This window comes from Mesorhizobium sp. M0159 (assembly GCF_040322295.1).
Classification (GTDB): Bacteria; Pseudomonadota; Alphaproteobacteria; order Rhizobiales; family Rhizobiaceae; genus Mesorhizobium.
On the sequence record NZ_JAMYTF010000014.1, the window covers coordinates 75,059 to 93,053 of the forward strand.

General features: G+C 63.1%; 14 protein-coding genes and 1 pseudogene. 3 read left to right on the top strand and 12 right to left on the bottom strand.

Going from position 1 to position 17,995, the window contains the following annotated elements:
- Nucleotides 1–110: 110 nt before the first annotated feature.
- The 12 genes and pseudogenes from NKJ32_RS16305 to NKJ32_RS16360 all read right to left on the bottom strand — a co-directional run bounded on the left by NKJ32_RS16305 (nucleotide 111) and on the right by NKJ32_RS16360 (nucleotide 14,225).
- Nucleotides 111–1,364: a VWA domain-containing protein gene (locus NKJ32_RS16305; RefSeq protein ID WP_352828053.1), complete on the bottom strand. Its 1,254-nt coding sequence runs from the start codon at nucleotides 1,362–1,364 to the stop codon at nucleotides 111–113.
- Complete coding sequence (locus NKJ32_RS16310; RefSeq protein ID WP_352828056.1) at nucleotides 1,357–2,364, bottom strand: DUF5682 family protein; 1,008 nt, start codon at nucleotides 2,362–2,364, stop codon at nucleotides 1,357–1,359. The genes NKJ32_RS16305 and NKJ32_RS16310 overlap by 8 nt, the downstream gene beginning before the upstream one ends.
- Nucleotides 2,342–3,517, bottom strand: a complete 1,176-nt coding sequence (locus NKJ32_RS16315; RefSeq protein WP_352828058.1) for a DUF5682 family protein — start codon at nucleotides 3,515–3,517, stop codon at nucleotides 2,342–2,344. Before NKJ32_RS16315 ends, NKJ32_RS16310 begins: the two co-directional genes overlap by 23 nt.
- A 103-nt stretch (nucleotides 3,518–3,620) precedes the next feature.
- Nucleotides 3,621–4,700 carry an ATP-binding protein gene (locus NKJ32_RS16320; RefSeq protein ID WP_023676037.1) on the bottom strand — a complete coding sequence of 360 codons (1,080 nt, stop codon included), beginning with the start codon at nucleotides 4,698–4,700 and terminating at the stop codon, nucleotides 3,621–3,623.
- A gap of 20 nt (nucleotides 4,701–4,720) precedes the next feature.
- Nucleotides 4,721–6,154 (bottom strand): DUF5691 domain-containing protein, encoded by a 1,434-nt coding sequence (locus tag NKJ32_RS16325; RefSeq protein WP_352828061.1) that lies wholly within the window; start codon nucleotides 6,152–6,154, stop codon nucleotides 4,721–4,723.
- Nucleotides 6,151–7,551 (bottom strand): SWIM zinc finger family protein, encoded by a 1,401-nt coding sequence (locus NKJ32_RS16330; RefSeq protein WP_352828064.1) that lies wholly within the window; start codon nucleotides 7,549–7,551, stop codon nucleotides 6,151–6,153. Before NKJ32_RS16330 ends, NKJ32_RS16325 begins: the two co-directional genes overlap by 4 nt.
- A 192-nt stretch (nucleotides 7,552–7,743) precedes the next feature.
- Nucleotides 7,744–9,024, bottom strand: coding sequence for an amylo-alpha-1,6-glucosidase (locus NKJ32_RS16335; RefSeq protein ID WP_352786815.1), 1,281 nt, complete (start codon nucleotides 9,022–9,024; stop codon nucleotides 7,744–7,746).
- 31 nt (nucleotides 9,025–9,055) lie between these two features.
- Nucleotides 9,056–10,096, bottom strand: coding sequence for an ABC transporter ATP-binding protein (locus NKJ32_RS16340; protein ID WP_352786816.1), 1,041 nt, complete (start codon nucleotides 10,094–10,096; stop codon nucleotides 9,056–9,058).
- 21 nt (nucleotides 10,097–10,117) lie between these two features.
- Nucleotides 10,118–10,960: a carbohydrate ABC transporter permease gene (locus NKJ32_RS16345; RefSeq protein WP_352691225.1), complete on the bottom strand. Its 843-nt coding sequence runs from the start codon at nucleotides 10,958–10,960 to the stop codon at nucleotides 10,118–10,120.
- Nucleotides 10,957–11,801 (bottom strand): annotated as a pseudogene (locus NKJ32_RS16350) (carbohydrate ABC transporter permease). The gene NKJ32_RS16345 and the pseudogene NKJ32_RS16350 overlap by 4 nt, the downstream one beginning before the upstream one ends.
- Nucleotides 11,802–11,876: 75 nt before the next feature.
- A complete protein-coding gene (locus NKJ32_RS16355) occupies nucleotides 11,877–13,145 on the bottom strand; it encodes an ABC transporter substrate-binding protein (protein ID WP_352455244.1) in 1,269 nt (422 codons plus the stop codon).
- Between the two features lie 36 nt (nucleotides 13,146–13,181).
- Nucleotides 13,182–14,225 (bottom strand): LacI family DNA-binding transcriptional regulator, encoded by a 1,044-nt coding sequence (locus NKJ32_RS16360; protein WP_352569335.1) that lies wholly within the window; start codon nucleotides 14,223–14,225, stop codon nucleotides 13,182–13,184.
- Between the two features lie 228 nt (nucleotides 14,226–14,453).
- Between NKJ32_RS16360 and NKJ32_RS16365 the strand changes: the two genes are divergently transcribed.
- The 3 genes from NKJ32_RS16365 (at nucleotide 14,454) to NKJ32_RS16375 (ending at nucleotide 17,992) form a co-directional block, all read left to right on the top strand.
- Complete coding sequence (locus tag NKJ32_RS16365) at nucleotides 14,454–15,428, top strand: sugar-binding transcriptional regulator (RefSeq protein WP_023676028.1); 975 nt, start codon at nucleotides 14,454–14,456, stop codon at nucleotides 15,426–15,428.
- 44 nt (nucleotides 15,429–15,472) lie between these two features.
- Nucleotides 15,473–16,918, top strand: coding sequence for an ABC transporter substrate-binding protein (locus NKJ32_RS16370; protein ID WP_352472259.1), 1,446 nt, complete (start codon nucleotides 15,473–15,475; stop codon nucleotides 16,916–16,918).
- Nucleotides 16,919–17,068: 150 nt separating this feature from the next.
- A complete protein-coding gene (locus tag NKJ32_RS16375) occupies nucleotides 17,069–17,992 on the top strand; it encodes a carbohydrate ABC transporter permease (RefSeq protein ID WP_352452414.1) in 924 nt (307 codons plus the stop codon).
- The last annotated feature ends 3 nt before the right edge of the window (nucleotides 17,993–17,995 follow it).

The window sequence follows — 17,995 nt, forward strand, 5'->3', positions numbered from 1 at the left end:
GAATTTCGCTGGAAAGAAAACATGCGGAAAACCCGCCAAAAATGCAGTCGGTTGCTGTCGCCATGCACCGCTCCTGTAACAGGTCGACCATAGGCGCGGACCGCGTTTTGTCAAACTGTGGCAGTTGGTGATGGGTGGCTCGACGCCTGCGTTTCGGCGCGGACCACCTTGATGTCGGCGCCTGCCGCCCATGCTCCGATATCGTCGCGGCGTAAGGCCGCAGCCATCATGTCCGGAAACAGATCCGGCGTGCAGGCGAAGACGGGAATACCAAGGACTGCTACCGAGCCTGCCATTGTTGGATCGTAGCCGGGCCGGCCTTGATCGGTCAGCGCCAGAAGCACGACGACATTTACGCCGGATCGAACCAGCGCTGCCAGTCGCCGCAGCAGATCCTGGCCATTACCGCCTTCATAGAGATCGGTGATCAGCACCAGATGCGACTTGGTGGGCCGTTCGATACGGTCGGCGCAATAGGCGACCGCCTGATTGATGTCGGTGCCGCCGCCAAGCTGCACGCCGAACAGCACCTCGACGGGATCGCTGAGCTCTTCGGTCAGGTCGACGATCGCCGTATCGAAGCAGACAAGCTTCGTGCGCACAACCGGCAGCGAGGCCATCACCGCCGCGAAGATCGAGGCGTAGACCACCGAGCTTGCCATCGAGCCGGACTGGTCGACGCAGAGAACGACCTCATCCAGATCGACAAGCCGGCGCTGCTTGCGCATGAAGCCGACCAGTTTCTCCGGCACGATGGTCCTATGCTCGGGTTGATAGTGGCGAAGGTTCGCCGAAATAGTGCGCTGCCAGTCGATATCGCGTGCACGCGGGCGGTTGGTGCGTCTCGATCGATCGAGAGCGCCGCGTATCGCCTCGGCGGTCTTCTGCTCCAGCTTCTGCATCAGCTTGCCGACGATATCGGCAATGATCGTCCGGGCAATGTCCTTGGTCTTGGCCGGCATGACCGAGCGCAGCGAAATCAGGTCGGCGACGAGATTGACGTCCGCCTCGATCGCCTTGAGGAATTCCGGTTCCATCAGCATCTGCTTCAGGTCCAGCCGTTCGAAGGCGTCCTTCTGGACGATCTGGACGACCTGCGCCGGAAAGAAGGAGCGGATGTCGCCCATCCATTGTGCAACGCGCGGCGCCGACCGGCCAAGGCCGCCACGCCGCTTGCGCGGGTCGGCAGAAGCGGCGCTAATGCCGTCGCCGTAGAGAGCGTCGAGTGCCGCCGAAAGCCGTTTATCGTCGCTGGAAAGTGCCCCAGACGTTTCGTCATCGGCGCCGATCGCCAGTCGCCAGCGGCGCTCCCTTCCGCCGGCAGTGAGCGGGGCGGGTTCGTTCATTTCGGCCTCGTCATCCATTGCCGGTTTCTCCGTTGAGCAATGGTCCAAGCAGCCCCAGGTGCCGGCGCCATGCCTCGCCGCCATCCGGCGTCGGCGTCACGCCAGCCGGCAAGCGCGCGGCGCGGCCGAGGACCGCTTCGATCAGCCGGCGGCGTTCCATGCGATCCAGATTGGAAAAGACGCGGCGCAGCAACGGCAGGTGCGCGATGAAAGCATCTTCGTCCAGGGATCTGAGCCACCCATCGACCGCACCGCGCAGACTCTCGTCATAAATCAGCCGTTGACCGGCTGTGCTGAAGAAGCCTTCGAAGAACCCGGCCGCGTCAGTGACAGGCGTCCCCGGTGACAGGCGTCGCCCGAGCAGCCCGGCAGCGGCTTCGGCGGACAGGCGACCAGCTTCATACAGCAGGTGTGCGGCGCACCCGGCCAGCAGCGCCGTCGACCGTGACGCCTCCAGCACGGCCGCCAGCCCGTTGCGCCATCCGTCCAGCACGTCTTGGCTGGGTTCGACCAGCCTGATCGCCTCATCGGCCTTGCGCATCGCACCAACCAGTGTCGCGGCGGCCTGCTCATCCAGATCGCGCGCAGCGTAGGGAAGCGCGATCGCATCTTCGACGATCAGCCGCTCCATGAGGCCGGACAGCCGGTCCGTTTGCGTTTTGCGGGCCTCGCCGTAGCGGACAATGTCGGCGAGCGGCGGCACCGACGCCAGGATCTCCAGGCATTCACTGCTGCGCGCCGCGCGTGCCTCCAACGCCGTGAGGCCGGCAGTCGATGCTTCCGACAGGCCTGCAGTGATGGCGCTCTGGACCAGTGCCGCAAGCGTATCGAGCGTCGCCGCCGTTTCGATCATCTGGATCAGGCGGCCATTGGCAGCCTTTTCGATGGTCGGACCGTAAATCAGGTTCTCGACCAGACGGACGGAATATTCCGGATCCCAGACCAGCGTCCACCGCTCGCGGAAGGTGCCACGACTGCGGCCGCTGTCAGTCAACTTACCCCAATGCACACCGAGCACGTTCAGGCCTATGCAGCAATGTCGAGCGGAACAGCCCGCTTTCGCTTCGCAGGTCGACCGACAGTTCCCGTTCCAGCGCCTCAGGCTTCAGGCGCGCCGCCCTCTGGTTACGCTGGAGATCCTCGATCAGCGGCGCCAGCGGTGTGTCGGGCGGAATTTCGCCGACGTCCGAACCCAGAAGCAGCTCGGCCTCAACCAACCTCCACAGCAACGCTTCGCCGTTGAAGAGGGCGGCGATCGCGGCGTCGCGCAATTCCTCAAATCCGGGTTTCGGTCGTTCGCGAATCGCGGCAAGCGTCCGGGCGAGCCGCTCCGCTTCGATCAACGAAGCGGTCGAGATCAGGTGACCCTTCGCCCGCAGCACGGCGGCGATCGTCGCAAGCCACAGGGTCGCCGCATCGCGCCGGCCGCGCGTGCGCCAAAGATGCTTGCACCAGCCCGGTGCGACGACGCCCGCGCCATAGCCGTATCCCAGCGCCAGGCGCGGTCCCGTCCACGGTGCCCATGTCATTGTGCTCTTGCGCCGGGCAATTCCCTTGATCAGGACCTGATCGTTTTTCTGAGTGTGGGTGGCCTGCAGCGCCGGCACATGCCATGCCCCGCAGACGGCGGCGATCGGCCCGTCGAACTGCTTACGCGCCTTGGCGATTTCGAGCCGCATATGCGCCTCGCGCTTGGCTTCGAACTGCGCGATCGGACCCTCACCATTCCGCAGTGTCGTCATCGCATCGGCGATGGCCGCAAATATGGGGCCGGGTTCCGGGTTCTGTTCAATGATGTCCGACCACCAGCTTTCGCCGTCCTCATAACCGGCGGCGTGTGCCAGCATGGCTATCGGATCACGCGGAAGCGGAGCCGCGTCACCATCCTCGGGGGCTTGGGTAGCTTCGGTCGCATCGGTGTCCTCCGCGCCACCGATCGCAGCAGTGGTGAACCGTGCCGATGACGGCAGGTCGATAAACTGCAACGTCGCCTTATTGCCCACAGCCCAAAGCGCCGCCTGGTATTCGGGCGAGAACTCGGCAAAAGGCCAGAAGCTTGTCGAAGCCGGATCGTCCTCCGGATAGCAAAGGAGCGCCACAGGCGGCTGCATTTCGGGGCGGGCCAGCATGGGCAGAAGCTCAGAGGCGTCGATCGGCCCCTCGATCAGCACGGCGACCGGGTTCAAATCCTTCAGTGCCTGCACCAGGCTGTCGGCGGAACCCGGCCCGTGATGGCGTATCCCGAAATAGGCAATGTCGCCGTGGCCCATGGCGTCAGATCGCTGCGTTCAGCGCCGCGTAATAGCCGGCATAGTCGGCCCGCTTCTTGAGCACGGTTTCCAGATATTCCTCCAGCACCACCTTGTCCTGTACCGGATCCTTCACGATCGCGCCGACAAGGCTGGCGGCGAGACCTTCGGCGCCGAGCTTGCCACTGTCGAACCACGCCGCCTGGCTGAGCCCGCCAACCATCGTGGCGATCGCTTCTGCGGTCGACAGCGAGCCGGAAGGCGTCTTCAGCGTCACCTTGCCGTCGGCAGTCGCGCCGGAGCGCAATTCGCGGAAAATGGTCAGCACACGGGCGATCTCCTCGCCGACATTTTTCGGCACCGGCAGGTCGAGTCCGCCAGCCATCTCGTCGACCCGTTTGGAGACGATCGCCACCTCTTCGGCCATGTCTTCCGGCAATGGCAGCACCACGACATTGAAGCGACGCTTGAGCGCCGAGGAGAGCTCGTTGACACCTTTGTCGCGGTTGTTTGCCGTGGCGATAATGTTGAAGCCGCGCTGGGCGTAGATCGAGGTGTTCAATTCCGGGATAGGCATCATCTTTTCGGAAAGCACGGTGATCAGCGTGTCCTGCACGTCTGAGCCCATGCGGGTCAGTTCCTCCAGCCGGCAGAGCTTGCCGTTCTGCATGGCTCGGTAGAGCGGCGTCGGCACCAACGCTTCCTGGCTCGGGCCCTTTGCCAGTAGCTGCGCATAGTTCCAGCCATAGCGGATCTGGTTCTCGTCGGTGCCGGCCGTGCACTGCACGATCAGCGTCGAGTCGCCCATGATGGCGGCGGCAAGATGTTCAGACACCCAGGACTTGGCGGTTCCGGGAACGCCGAGCAGCAAGAGTGCACGGTCGGTGGCGAGCGTCGCTACCGCGGTTTCCATCAACCGGCGGCGACCGACATATTTTGGCGTTACCAAGGTGCCGTCACCGGCCTTCCCGCCTAGCAAATAGGTCAGCACAGCCTGTGGCGACAGGCTCCAGCCGGCAGGCCTCTGCCGGTCGTCATCGCGCGCCAGCGCCTGCAATTCCGAAGCGTAGGCCTGCTCGACCGGGAGGCGGATGGCTGCGTTCATTTTGCTGTTCTCCGGATTGGTCATGTGTTGCTTCCAGGCCCCGCCAGTGATGCATTGAGACGTAGAAGCCCGAGTGAAGGAGCCGCGGGCGGCACGCCCGCCGCGACCATGTCGTCGATCAATTTCGCTGCCGTGGTCGCGGTGGCAAGGAAGCCGATCGTCTCCAGTACATCGTCGAGACCCCGCCGCGCGGCGTCGTCTTTTCCGCCGGCGGCGGAACGCAGTGCGGCGAGCGCCTGTCCATTCGTCAGGTCGTCCCATTCCAGCCGGTCGACATCGATGCCTTCCGCCAGGTTGATCATGCCAAGATAAGTTGTCTCCTTGAGGATCAGCCTGATGAGGACACGCTTTCTGCGGCTGTCCAGGCGCGGCATGAGGTGAAGCACGAACAGCGCCGGTTTGCCGCCTTCGGCGATAAGCATATCCGCCATCTGCGTAAGGGCGGCTTCGCTCCCTGAGGCGGCGACCATTCGTGCGATCAGGATGTCGGCTTTATTGTCGGCACCAAATTGCCAGCCTCCTATGAATTCGGCTTCCGTAGTGTTGAACCGTTCGGCAACCTCGACGAGGTTGCATATCTCGAACAGTTCGGCGCGGCGTTGCTCCTGCACTTGGGATTTTAGTTTTGCTGGAGTGTAGATCGTCCGGCGGCGGATGAAGCCCGATCTGCCTTCAGTGATAAAGGCGGCGAGTTCGGCTACGGGATCGTCCGGTCCACCGTCGCTCGGGCGAACGTGCTCTCCTAATCTTGCCAGCAGCCGGCCAGCCAGTTCGCGCACCTTGCCGGACCTGTCGGCGGAAAGGCTTTTCAGGAAAGGCACGTCCTCGGCACTCAGGCCGAAGCGCATAAGCTCGACCAGCGCAAGCCTGACTTCCGCCGGTTCGCCCGACGCCTTGGCTTCGATCAACATTCGAGCCGATGTCGGGTCGGTACGGCGCATATCGGCAAGGACCAAGCGTCGCGCGGCGGGATAGAACTCATCCCAGTTTTCCGCAGTCAGTTTCTCTTGTGGGGCAAGCCTTTCCCCGTTCATGCTTGCTTGCCAGTCTACCCATGGTGCGTAGACGTCCGGGCTGTTCTGATCCGAGGGCATCCAGTCCATGGGATGGAGCACAAAGCCGCGGCTGGCGACGAGCGCCGCCACGCGTGCCTTTCGCCTCGCGTCGGCGGCGTGCTTCAGAGCGGCTCTCAACAACGGCCGAAATCGTGCCGGCAGAATGGGCAGGGCAAGTCTGGGCAGCGGCGGACGACGCTTGAGTGTCGTCGGCGCGGCCGGCCGCAGCGCGACGTCGAGCGCTTGTGCTGCGATTGCCAGGAGCCGGCGCTCCTGTTCGTCGGGACTTGCACCGCCGGCGATTGCCTTCCATCCGGCCGGAGCCAGATCGAACGTAGCACCGCCGGTGATCCAGCAATCGCGCATTGCCGCCAGGCCTGTTTGCTCGCTTTCGTTCACGCCAGATCAAGCCTCCCGAACTCGCTTTGCGCCGCCAGAAGCTCAAGCCGGGCGCCGTTCCAGAGCGCTGCCGTGGCTGCAAGGTCGAGGCCGAGCAAGGTTTGATCTACCGCGCCGGCGATCGGCAAGGCGATCCCCTGCGGTTCATCCTCCGCCTGCCACCATGCCGTGCCCCGATCGTCGAGCAGGATAGCACCGGGCGGCAGCATGAGGGGACAATCGGCGATCCAGGGCGCGGCGTCCTGATGGGAAGCATGCGTGGCGAGCGGATCCTTCGCGGTGCCAAAAGCAAAAACGGGCCACGCGCCGGGCACAACCTCCCCCATGCGCTCCACCACGAGGGCGCGGAGCGGCAGGCGTGATGGATAAAACACCAGTCGGGCATTGAAACGGTCGCCTGGTGCAAAAGCGTTGGACCGGCGCCCGGCCGAAGCCGGGAAAAAGTCGAGCAGCACGGCAAATTGCGGGGTGGCGCTTTTCAAATCGAGCAGCCAGGTCGAATGGCTGACCAGACCATCGCGGCGGCTCTCGATCTTCTCGCCGAGAACTTCCCAGAGGCTTTCAACCTGTCTTGCATCCGGACTGCTGAGAACCTGTTCGCGGGGTTCCGACGTTGATACGAGGCGCTTCAGCTCGGGGTCGTCGGGCTCGGACCGCCACGCCTTGGCCAGCAGCACGAGCTTGCCGAGCTCGCGGATTGCCGCATCAGACCGTTCCTCGCTGCGCAGCGCCATCAGCCGCGACGGAATCTCGTCGATACGGCCGGCGAGCGCGGCTGCCTTCATATCGACCAGCCGCGCAGCAATCCGCCGGCAACGGTCGCTGCTGGCGTCGACAAACCCGGACAGACCGAGCCGTAACTGGTCGGCAATCCACTGGTCAAGCTCATCGAGCCCAGCCGACACTGCTTCTCGTGTGCTTTCCGCCCGCTTGCGCTGCGCCGCCTCGCGACGCTCCAGCGCCGCGATGTCTTCAATGGCGGTGCTCTCGTCGGCTTGTGAGGCTTCGCCGATGCGCTTGGCTTCCGCACCGGGTACCGGTTGCGCCGGCTGTGGCGTTGTCTTCCTGCGTCGGCCAAGCCAGTCATTCACCCATTCCGGCGTGGTATTGGCAGCGGCAAAACTGGCTGGCGCGGTGGCGGCAATCCACATCAGGGCCAGAGTGTGCTTGCATGGGAATTTGCGCGAAGGGCAGGTGCATTTGTAGCCGTGATCACCCGTGTCGACCACCACTCGATAAGGATTGGAGCCGGAGCCCTGGCATTCGCCCCAGATGAGCGCCTGCTGCTCATGCTTTTCGAGCCGCGGCCAGTTCGTTCGTTTGGTGAGCTTGGAGGCGGCGCTCAGCGACGCCTGATCGGGAGCAAGCGCCTCAATGGTTTTCAGATCGAATTCCAAGCCGCGCTTCTCCCCGCCCCGACGCAGTATAGATAGCGGTTTGTGAAGAATTATTATAGCTCTGGCATGGTGAAGATTGGCATGCCTTGGCCCTGTTTTGATGGGCCGGGACATGCCTCAGACGCAAATGGGGTCGACTGTTATTCGGCAGACAGAACGGGCTTTGGTAGCCGGCGGCCTAGGCGGAAGCGTTCAGGCTCTGCCCTTCAGGAACTCGATCACCATTGCCGCGGTCCAGGTGAAGCGATTGCCGCCGAGCGGCTCGCCGCTGAGGGGATCGTAATATTCGGCAAAACCGCTCTCGGCGATCAGCTCGAGACTGGATTGCGTGATCCGTTGTGCGATTTGGCTGTGGCCGGCGGCGGCAAGGCCGTCGGCGATCATGTAGTTGACCACCAGCCAGACCGGGCCGCGCCAGTAGCGCTTTGGGTCGAAGCGCCCATCCTCAGGATCGTGCGACGGGACGATGTAACGCGCTTTGCCGGCGATGCGCTCGATCGTTGCAGCGATGGTCGCTGCCCGGCTTTCCGGGATGGCCGAAAATACCGACAGAATGCCGCCGACCGACGCGCTGTCAACATGCTTTCCGGCCACTCGGTCGAAACAAATGTACTGGCCATGCGCGTCGCTCCACAGCCGTTCCATTGCCGAAAGCCCCTTTTCGGCACGGGCGCGATTGGCTTCTGCGATTTCGGTTTCGCCAAGTGCCTCGGCGAGATCGGCAAGGTCGGCGGCGGAACGGATCAGGATGGCGTTGAAGCCGGGATCGACGACCTGGAATGGCGAGGCATCGTGCAGCCGGGCATTATCCCAGCCAAGCCCGCGGAAATGCTGCAACAGCCAGACATAGCGGTCATACTGTGCCTTGGTTGGACGATGCGCCGGATCGGCGTGCAGGATGTCGCGGCGGGTGTAGGGCTCGACGCCTTCGGTCGGCACGCGCTCGAACGCCTCGTCCCAGTCGATCGAGTTGTCGCGGCCGGACTCCCATGGGTGGATTATGGCGACCAGCCCTTCGCCGTCCGGGTCGCGATTTTCGTAGAACCAGCGGTGCCAAGCATCGATTTTCGGCAACAGCGCGCGGGCGCGCTCGGCCGCCAGGGTCTTGTCCTTGGCCTGGTCGAACAAGCGGCGCACGGCAAAGCCGGCGACCGCCGGCTGGGTGATGCCGGAGGTGGCAGTCGGGCGGTTGGTTCGCCAGACCTCCGGCCCGGGGAAATAGCCGTCGCTCCAGACATGGAAGACGATGTGCGGCACCATGCCGTCTGGCCATTGGTGGGCGAACAGCGTGTCGATCTCGGTCCAGGCGCGCGCCTCGTCATAGTGGGCAAGGCCGAGCGCGGTCAGGCAGGAATCCCAGTTCCACTGAAACGGGTAGAGCCCCTTGGTCGGTATGGTATAGGTGCCTTGGTCATTTTCCCTGAGCACCTCGACGGCGCGGGCGATGGTTTCGTCGACAGCAAGAGATATCATCGGGGCGTTCGTACTTTCAGAATCGAAGGGATCAAAGGGCGTTGGTGGTTTCGGGATCGAACCAGCGGATGCGATCGGGTTTGGGCGAAAGCCGCAAGTGATCGCCGACGGCGACCGTGGCATTCGATTCGAGGATGGCGCGGAACAGGCCGCCCTCGACGTCGCAGGTGACCAGCGTGTGCGGTCCGAGCGGCTCAACAACGCGCACGGTGGCGTTAATACCTTCGTTGCCGGCGTCCACATCCTCGGGGCGAATGGCGAATTCTATCGTCTGCTTGTCCGTTTTGGGGCCGGGCAGCGTCAGCCCGGCGACGGTCCAACTGCCGTCGGCCGTCTTCGTCGCCGGGATGAAATTCATCGGCGGGTTGCCGATGAAGGAGCCGACGAAGCGGGCCGCCGGATTGCGGTAGACCTCTACCGGCGAGGCGGCCTGGACGATACGGCCCTGATGCATGACGGCGATGCGGTCGGCGAGGCTCATCGCCTCGACCTGGTCGTGGGTAACGTAGATGGTGGTGGTCTTGGACGCCGCGAGCACACCTTTGAGCTCGGCGCGCATTTCGAGCCGCAGCAGCGCGTCTAGGTTGGACAGCGGCTCGTCCATCAAGATCACGTCAGGCTCCATCGCCAGGGCCCGGGCCACAGACACGCGTTGGCGCTGACCGCCGGAAAGCTGGCCCGAATAGCGCTTCAAAAGCTGTTCGATATGCATGAGCTCGGCGGTGCGGTTGACGCGCCCGTCGACCTCCTGCTGCGGCAGCTTCTTCATGCGCAGGCCGAAGGCGATATTCTCGAATACCGTCAGGTGCGGAAACACGGCGTAATTCTGGAACACCATGGCGATGCCGCGTTCGCGCGGCGGCAGATGGTCGACGCGACGGCCGCCGATCCAGACCTCGCCCTGGCTTGGCGTTTCCAGCCCGGCGACGATCCTCAGCAGCGTGGTCTTGCCGCAACCCGAGGCGCCAAGCAGCACCATGAATTCCTGGTCGGCGATGGTCAGGTCGATCGAATGCAGCGCGGTGAAGCCGCCGAAACGTTTTGCCACCTGCTTGATGACGATCTCAGCCATCGGCGTTCTCTTTTATGCGCGTCATCGGTTGGCGATCCCCCACATGGCGAACAGATATTTGCGAACGGCGAAGATGAAGATCAGCGCCGGAATGACCAGTGCCGCGCCACCGGCAAATTTGAGGTAGAGCGGCGATTCGCCGAGGCTCTGCAACAGGAAGGCGGTCAGCGTCCGGTTCTCTATGGTGAGCACTGCGGCAGCAAACACCTCGTTCCAGGAGATGGTGAAGGCAAACACCGCCGACGCCGCGATGCCCGGCAGCGCCAGCGGCAGAATGACTTTTCGGAATGCCTGCAATCTCGTGCAGCCGAGCGTCCAGGCCGCCTCCTCCAGCTCGACGGGAATGCCGGAGAACAGCGAGAAGGTGATCAGCACCGCAAACGGCAGCGCCAGCGTGGTGTGGACCAGCGCCAGCCCGATCGCGGTGTCGTCGAGGCCCGTGCGGATGAACATCACCGCCAGCGGCAGCGCCAGCAGCGGCAGCGGGAAGGCGCGGGTCATCAGCACAAGGAAACGGAACGTTTCCTTGCCCGGGAATTCGAAGCGCGACAGCGCGTAGCCCGCGGGTGCGCCGAAGCCGATCGAGAGGAGCATCGTCAGCGTGGCGACGAGAACGGAGTTCCACAGCGCCTTGGCGACGCCGGCGAAATTGATGAAGAAAGAAAGGCTGCCGAAATCGAATGACGGGAAGAAGCGCTTGGGAAAGGCGGTCACCTCTTCCGGCGACGACAGCGCGTTGACGATCAACAGATAGATCGGCAGCAGCACCCAGACGCAAAGCAGGATGACCGTTGCGACCAGCAACCAGTTGCCGGCTTTGCGGGCCTCAGGCGCGGCAATCGAGATCTCCGCGACAGTGCTCATATGCGAGTCTCCTTCGGCACACGCAGCACCCGCAGGAAGAACAGCGTGAAGCCGATCGAGATGGCGAGGATGAACAGCGCCAGGCGGCGGCGACATTGTGGTCCTGCAGCGTGAACTGCCAATTGTAGGTCTCGCCCATCAGCACCGGCAGATTGGTGCCGCCGAGTGCTGCAACCACGGCAAAGACCTCAAAGGCAAGGATGACGCGCAGGATGATCGCCGTCTGCAGGCTTGGGCGCAGCAGAGGCAGCGTGATCTTGATGAAGCGCTTCCACGGGCTAGCGCCAAAAACCTCCGCCGCCTCGTAGTATTCCCGGGGGATCAGCCCCATGCCGGCGACCAGAATGACCATCATGATGGCGGTCGCGCGCCAGATCTCGGCCAGCGCCACGGCGATGAAGATCGTCAGCTTGCTCTGGTAGCCGAGGAACATGACCGGCCTGTCGATGACGCCGAGATTGGAGAGCAAGGTGTTCAGGAAGCCGGACTGGTCGAAGATGGCGAGCCAGATCAGCCCGGCGGCGAGATCGGAGATGCCGAGCGGAATAGCGAAGATGTAAAGCGCAGCGCTGCGCCCGGTTTCAAGCCGCGACACCACCGTTGCCATCAGCAGCGCCATCACCAGTTGGATCGGCACGACGATGGCGCTCAGCAGCAGCGTATTGCGGACAGTGACCGGAAACTTCCAGCTGCCCGCCATGGTGCGGAAATTGTCGAGCGTAAAGCCGCCGTCGCGGGTGAACGCCTCGAAGGCGACCAACACGAACGGGTAGAGGAAAAAGACACAGAGGAACAGCGTCGCCGGCGTCAGCAGCAGATAGGGCAGGGCCTTGCTGTGCATGGAGCGCTCTCTATTCGAAGCTTCAAAAGGGGTGGGCGCCCGGCGCGCTGGAAATCCGGACGCCCGGGAGGATTCTTAATCGACCGGGCAGGCGCCTTGCGAGGGCTTGTCGGGCGCCCAGCATGGCGCCTTCGCCTGATCGATGATCGCCTTCAGCGCCGTCGCCTGTTCGTCGAGCACGCCGTGCACATCGTCGCCGCCGAGCACGATGCGCTCGAAGCTGTCGGTGTAGACCTGGTTGAACTTGCCGCCGAGGCCGCCAAGTCCCATCGGCAGCAGCGCCGGCAACGCATCGGGAGCTCCGGTCATGGTGGCGATCACTGGGCTGAAGGCCTTCACCGAGGCCGGCATGTCGTCGGGCAGCTTGACGTCGACGATGGGGAAGAAGTTTGTCGCCTTCACCGTCGCGATCTGGGTTTCCGGTTTCAGCATATAGGCGACCAGCGCCTTGGCCTTGTCCATGTCAGGCGAGGTCTTCGGGATAGCGACACCGGCCACCACCGGCATGTAGCCGCGGCCTGCCGGGCCAGCCGGCGCCGGGAAGGCGACAAACTCGTCGGGTTTCTGGTTGAAGGCGTCGGCGAGGCGCGCCACGTGATCGAATGCCACCCAGACTTCGCCGGTCAGCAGCGGCTCCTGCATGAAGGCATAGTTGGTCGAATTCGGGTTGGTGTATTGCCACAATTCCTTGAACTTATTCCACGCCGTCTCGGCCTCCGCCGAGCGGAATTTCGTCACCATCGAGCCGGTATACGATGGAAGGAGAAAACCCTCGAAGAAACGGTGCTTCAGCCCTTTCGGGCCGGCCGGAAAACCGAATTTGGGCGAACCGGTCTTTTCAGCGATGTTTTTCGCCCACTCGATCAGTTGGTCATAAGTGATGGTGTTGAGATCGGTGCCGGCCGGCAGATATTGCAGCGCCTGTTTGTTGGCCGCCATCAGAAAGGTGGCCTGCATCCATGGCAGGTACTTCTGCTCGCCGGTGCCGAGCATGCCGAGCTTCTTGTAGGTCTCGTTGACCTTGACGCCACCGAGATCGACGCCAGAGAGATCGACAAGGTTCGCGCCGACGGTGGAGAAGTCTCCGTGCAGGCCGCCGAGCACGCCTATGGTGCCGGAGCCGGCCTGCAGTTCGGCCTGAAGGCGGGTGAGCCAGGGCCCGTCCTCGGCGACCTGATAGTCGACCTGGCCGTCAAACCCCTTCAGCACTTCGCTGCGCATCTTCTGTGTCTCTTCCACTGGTCGCGCCTGTGTCGACCAGAACAACACCTGCTGGGCTTGTGCTGCGCCGGCAGCAAGCGACAACGCCAGCACCGCACCTGCCAATGTCCTCAACGCATTCATCGTCGTCTTCCTCCCTGGTTGTGCGCCGCTAAGGCGTCAGTTCCGTCCTGTGGGTGCCGGGCCATGGCTTGCCCGCGAGACAAGTGTCGGCCGGACCAGCCGCGTCAGTGGCGCGTCCGGCCTGTCGCCGATGACGGTCAGCAGCATCTCGCCGATCTCGCGCGCGCACCGGCGGATCGAGGCGTCGAAAGTGGTCAGCCCCGGCGGCGCATAGGCGGAGGCGGCTATGTTGTCGAAGCCGATCACCGAAAGGTCGCGAGGAATGGCAAGTCCGGCGCGCCCCGCCTCTTCCATCACAGTCAGCGCCAGCTCGTCGAACAGCGCGACAATCGCCGTCGGCCGCTCGGTGGCGTGCAAAAGCCGGTTGATTGCCTGGATGCGGGCACCGCGATCGAAACGCGGCGCCGTCGCCACATCGAGCCTGACGGACGGATCGCCCCGGCGGGCGATCGCGGCGGCGAGCCCGTCCTGTCTGAGATGGCGAAATGTCATCGGCTCGGAAATCGTCACCAGGCCGAAATGGCGGTGTCCGAGATCGTAGAGCATGTCGAAGGCCTCGCCGAATGCGTGCGCGCCATCGGTATCGAGCCAATGGTAGGCAAAGTCGCCGTCGAGCAGCCGGCCATGCGCGACGAACGGGAAATTGCGGTGACGCAGATAGGCAAGCCGCTCGTCGACCTCGGCGATGCGGGTGACGACGACCCCATCGGCGCGTCCGGATTCGACGACATGGCGAAGCACGGAAAGTTCCGACTGGCCCTGCGCCGCTGCGGCCAGGATCAGGTCGGAGCCGTGCGAAACCAACCCTTCGCCGAGCCCGGTGACGAATTCGCCGAGGAAGGAATCGACCAGATTGGGGCCGCGGATCGGAAGCACCATGCCGACAAAGCCGCTGCGGCCGGAGACCAGCGTGCGGGCTGCGGTGTTCGGCACATAGCCGGCCTGATGCGCAGCCTCGGCGACACGTTGGCGCGTTTTCAAGGCAATTTGCTCGTGACCGGCAAGGGCGCGCGAAACGGTGGTAATCGACAGGCCGAGCTGCGCAGCAAGTTCCTTGAGGGTGGTAACGCGGGCCGGCATCGTTCCTCCCGAACGAAGTTTTGAAACGTTTGTAATCACTTCAAGCGAAATTGCAAACGTTTTAAATGGCGCGCGGTCGGTGTTATTTCTTGCCCGTTGGTTAGCGCGGCCCTATTCGGCCCCGGCCGGCAAGCTCCTGGCCGGAGATTTAAACGCAGCGGTTGCTTGACTCGGGCGACGCCTTGTGAAAAATTTTGCAGCAACTGATAAAAATATCAAAGGGCGGAAATGGTTGGTTTTGGCAACGGCCTGCTGCGCGACGATGAGACCGGCATGGCAGCCCGTGCCGCCTGGCTTCACTATGCCGGCGGCCTGACCCAGTCGGAGGTCGCCAAACGGCTTGGCCTGACCAGTCTCAAGGCGCATCGCCTGATCACCAAGGCCAATCAGGAAGGCCTGGTCAAAGTCTACATCGACGGCGAAGTCTCAGAATGCGTGGAGCTTGAGGATGAGTTGTCCGGCCGGTACGGCCTCGACTACTGCGAGGTGGTTCCGGACTTCGATGCCGAAGACCTGCCGCTCAAGGCGCTCGGCATTGCTGGCGCGCAGTTTCTCAAGCGCGAGATCGAACGCGGCGAAGAGGCGCTGATCGGCGTCGGCCACGGCCGCACGCTTGCCGCCTGCGTGGAATATCTGCCGCGCATATCGGCCGGCAGGATCCGTTTCGTCTCGCTGCTTGGCGGCCTGACGCGCAAGTTCTCGGCCAACCCCCATGACGTCATCCACCGCGTCGCCGAGCGGACTGGTGCGGAGGCCTATGTGATGCCCGTACCGATGTTCGCCAACACGGTCGAGGATCGAACAGTATTGCTCGGGCAGAAAGGCGTCAGCGATGTCTTCGACCTTGCCAAGTCCGCCGACTTGCTCATCGCCGGCATCGGCACCGCCGAACGTGAGGCCTCGCTTGTCGCCACCGGCATGATCGAGAAGGGCGAGATGGAGGAGATCCGCCGCAACGGCGGTGTCGGCGAACTGCTCGGCCATTTCTTCGACGATGCCGGAAAGGCCGTTGCGACGACGCTTTCCGACCGGGCGCTGGCACTGGCGCGCGAAGACATCAGCAACCGCAGGATTGTCGCCGTCGCCGGCGGCAAGGTGAAGGTTCGCGCCATCAAGTCAGTGCTGGAGGGCCGTTATCTCAAAGGCTTGATAACCGACGAGCGGACGGCGCGATCGCTCGTGGAACAGACGCCGGTCGGGTAGCCGGCAACCATTTCGTTGAAACTACCCTGTGGAGGAGAAGAGAAATGCATGAGAAAGAGAAAGACCTCATCGACGCATTCCTGCGTGGACAAGTCGACCGCCGTGGGCTGATCAAGGGCCTCGGTGCAATGGGCCTTGCCGCCAGCACCGCCGGCACACTGCTCAATTTCGGGCAGACCCGCGCCCTGGCGGCTGATTTCGACTGGCAGGCGCATAAGGGCAAAACCATCAAGCTGTTGCTCAACAAGCATCCTTACGCCGATGCGATGATCGCCAACCTCGACAATTTCAAGAAGCTGACCGGCATGGAAGTCGTCTATGACGTGTTCCCCGAAGACGTCTATTTCGACAAGGTTACCGCCGCGCTGTCGGCCAGCTCGCCCGAATACGATGCCTTCATGACCGGCGCCTACATGACCTGGACCTACGGCCCGGCCGGCTGGATCACCGACCTCAACGAATGGATCAAGGATCCGGCCAAGACCAACCCGAAATATGCCTGGGACGACTTCCTGCCAGGCGTCAAGAATTCCTGCGCCTGGAACGGTCAGCCGGGCGGCGCGCTCGGTTCGGAAGACGCCAAGCAATGGTGCATTCCGTGGGGCTTCGAACAGAACAACATCACTTACAACAAGGGCATGTTCGACAAGGTCGGCGTCAGCGTTCCCGGCAATATGGATGAGATGGTCGCTACGGCGGCGAAGCTCACCAAGGACGTCGGCGGTGGCGTCTACGGCATCGGCGTGCGCGGCTCGCGCTCCTGGGCAACGATCCACCCGGGCTTCCTGTCGGCCTACGCCAATTTCGACCAGAAGGACCTGAACGTCTCGGCTGACGGCAAGCTGTCGGCCGCGATGAACACCGCCGAATCCAAGGCTTTCCACAAGCAGTGGGTCCAGATGATCCAGGAGAGCGGCCCGAAGGACTGGTCGACCTACACCTGGTACCAGGTCGGCACCGATCTCGGTGCAGGTGCTTCGGCGATGATTTACGACGCCGACATCCTTGGCTACTTCATGAATGGCGGCGACAACAAGATGGCCGGCAAGCTCGCCTTTTCGGCATTCAAGGCCAATCCTGCCGCCAAGGCGCCGACGCCCAATATCTGGATCTGGTCGCTGTCGATGTCCAACTTCTCCAAGGACAAGGACGCCACCTGGTACTTTATGCAATGGGCATCCGGACCCGAGCATGCATTGTTCGGTGCGACCAAGATGGACTTCGTCAATCCGGTTCGTCAGTCGGTCTGGAACGACGAGATGTTCCGCGAGAAGCTGAACAAGAGCTATCCGGGTTATGTCGAGATGTTCGACGTCTCGGCGCCGGGCGCCAGCATCAAGTTCACCCCGCAGCCGCTGTTCTTCGATCTCACCACCGAATGGGCGGCGACGCTGCAGAAGATGGTGGCCAAGGAAGTGCCGGTCGACGAGGGCCTCGACAAGCTGGCCGAGAGCATCAACAGCCAGCTCAAGGAAGCCGGGCTCGGCTAAGCCGCGGCCAAGGCTGACCCGTCCGCGGGCCAGCCTTTGAGATGTGACGTTTGCGACGCGGTCCCGAAAGGTGCCGCCTGCTCGCCCGACCGGCCGCCTTGCTCCCTTGGGCGGCCGGGACGGCGAAGCAACAGGATGACGGAGCAGCCGATGACTGCGGCGACAATACAAAGAAACAGGCCGTCGGGCTTCAGGATCAGCAAGCGGGTGCTGCCCTATCTCCTCAGCCTGCCGGCTCTGCTGGTCTGCATCGGCATCCTGATCCCGTTCCTGACGTCGGTGGTCTATTCGTTCCAGCGCTACCGGTTGAGCCAACCCTGGGCGCGGCAGTTCAACTGGGGCGACAACTATATCTCCTTCTTCACCGACCCGAAGTTCTGGAACACGCTGGAGATCTCGCTGCTCTACGCCGGCATCACCGTTGTGCTTGAACTGCTTCTCGGTCTCGGCATCGCCATGCTACTGCAAAAGCGCTCGACGCTGAACAACTTCATCTCGATCATGCTGCTGATGCCGCTGATGACGGCGCCGGCGCTCGCCGCGCTGATGTGGAAGCTGATGACCAATCCCGGTTTCGGCGTGCTCAGCTATCTCGCCAGCCTGATCGGGTTGCAGGATTTCCGCTGGGCCTCGTCTCCGTCGACGGCGCTGCTCACCGTCGTGCTCGTCGACATTTGGGTCTACACGCCCTTCATCATGATCCTGCTGCTTGCAGGTCTGCGCAGCCTGCCGACGCAGCCCTTCGAGGCGGCAGCACTCGACGGCGTGCCACGCAGCTTCGTCTTCTTCCGCATCACACTGCCGATGCTGACCCCCTACATCCTGACGGCGACCCTGTTCCGCCTGCTTGATTCCATCCAGCAGTTCGACATCATCTACGCCATGACGCAGGGCGGTCCGGGCGACACGCTGACCGTGTTCCAGGTCGAGGCCTATCTCAATTTCTTCCAGTCGACCAATGTCGGCCGCTCGGCGGCACTGATGATCATCCTGTGGGCGATCACCTATTTCCTCTCGAACATTTTCATCAAGAACTGGCTGCGACTGCGCGAACGCGCCCGCGGCCAGGCATAGGAG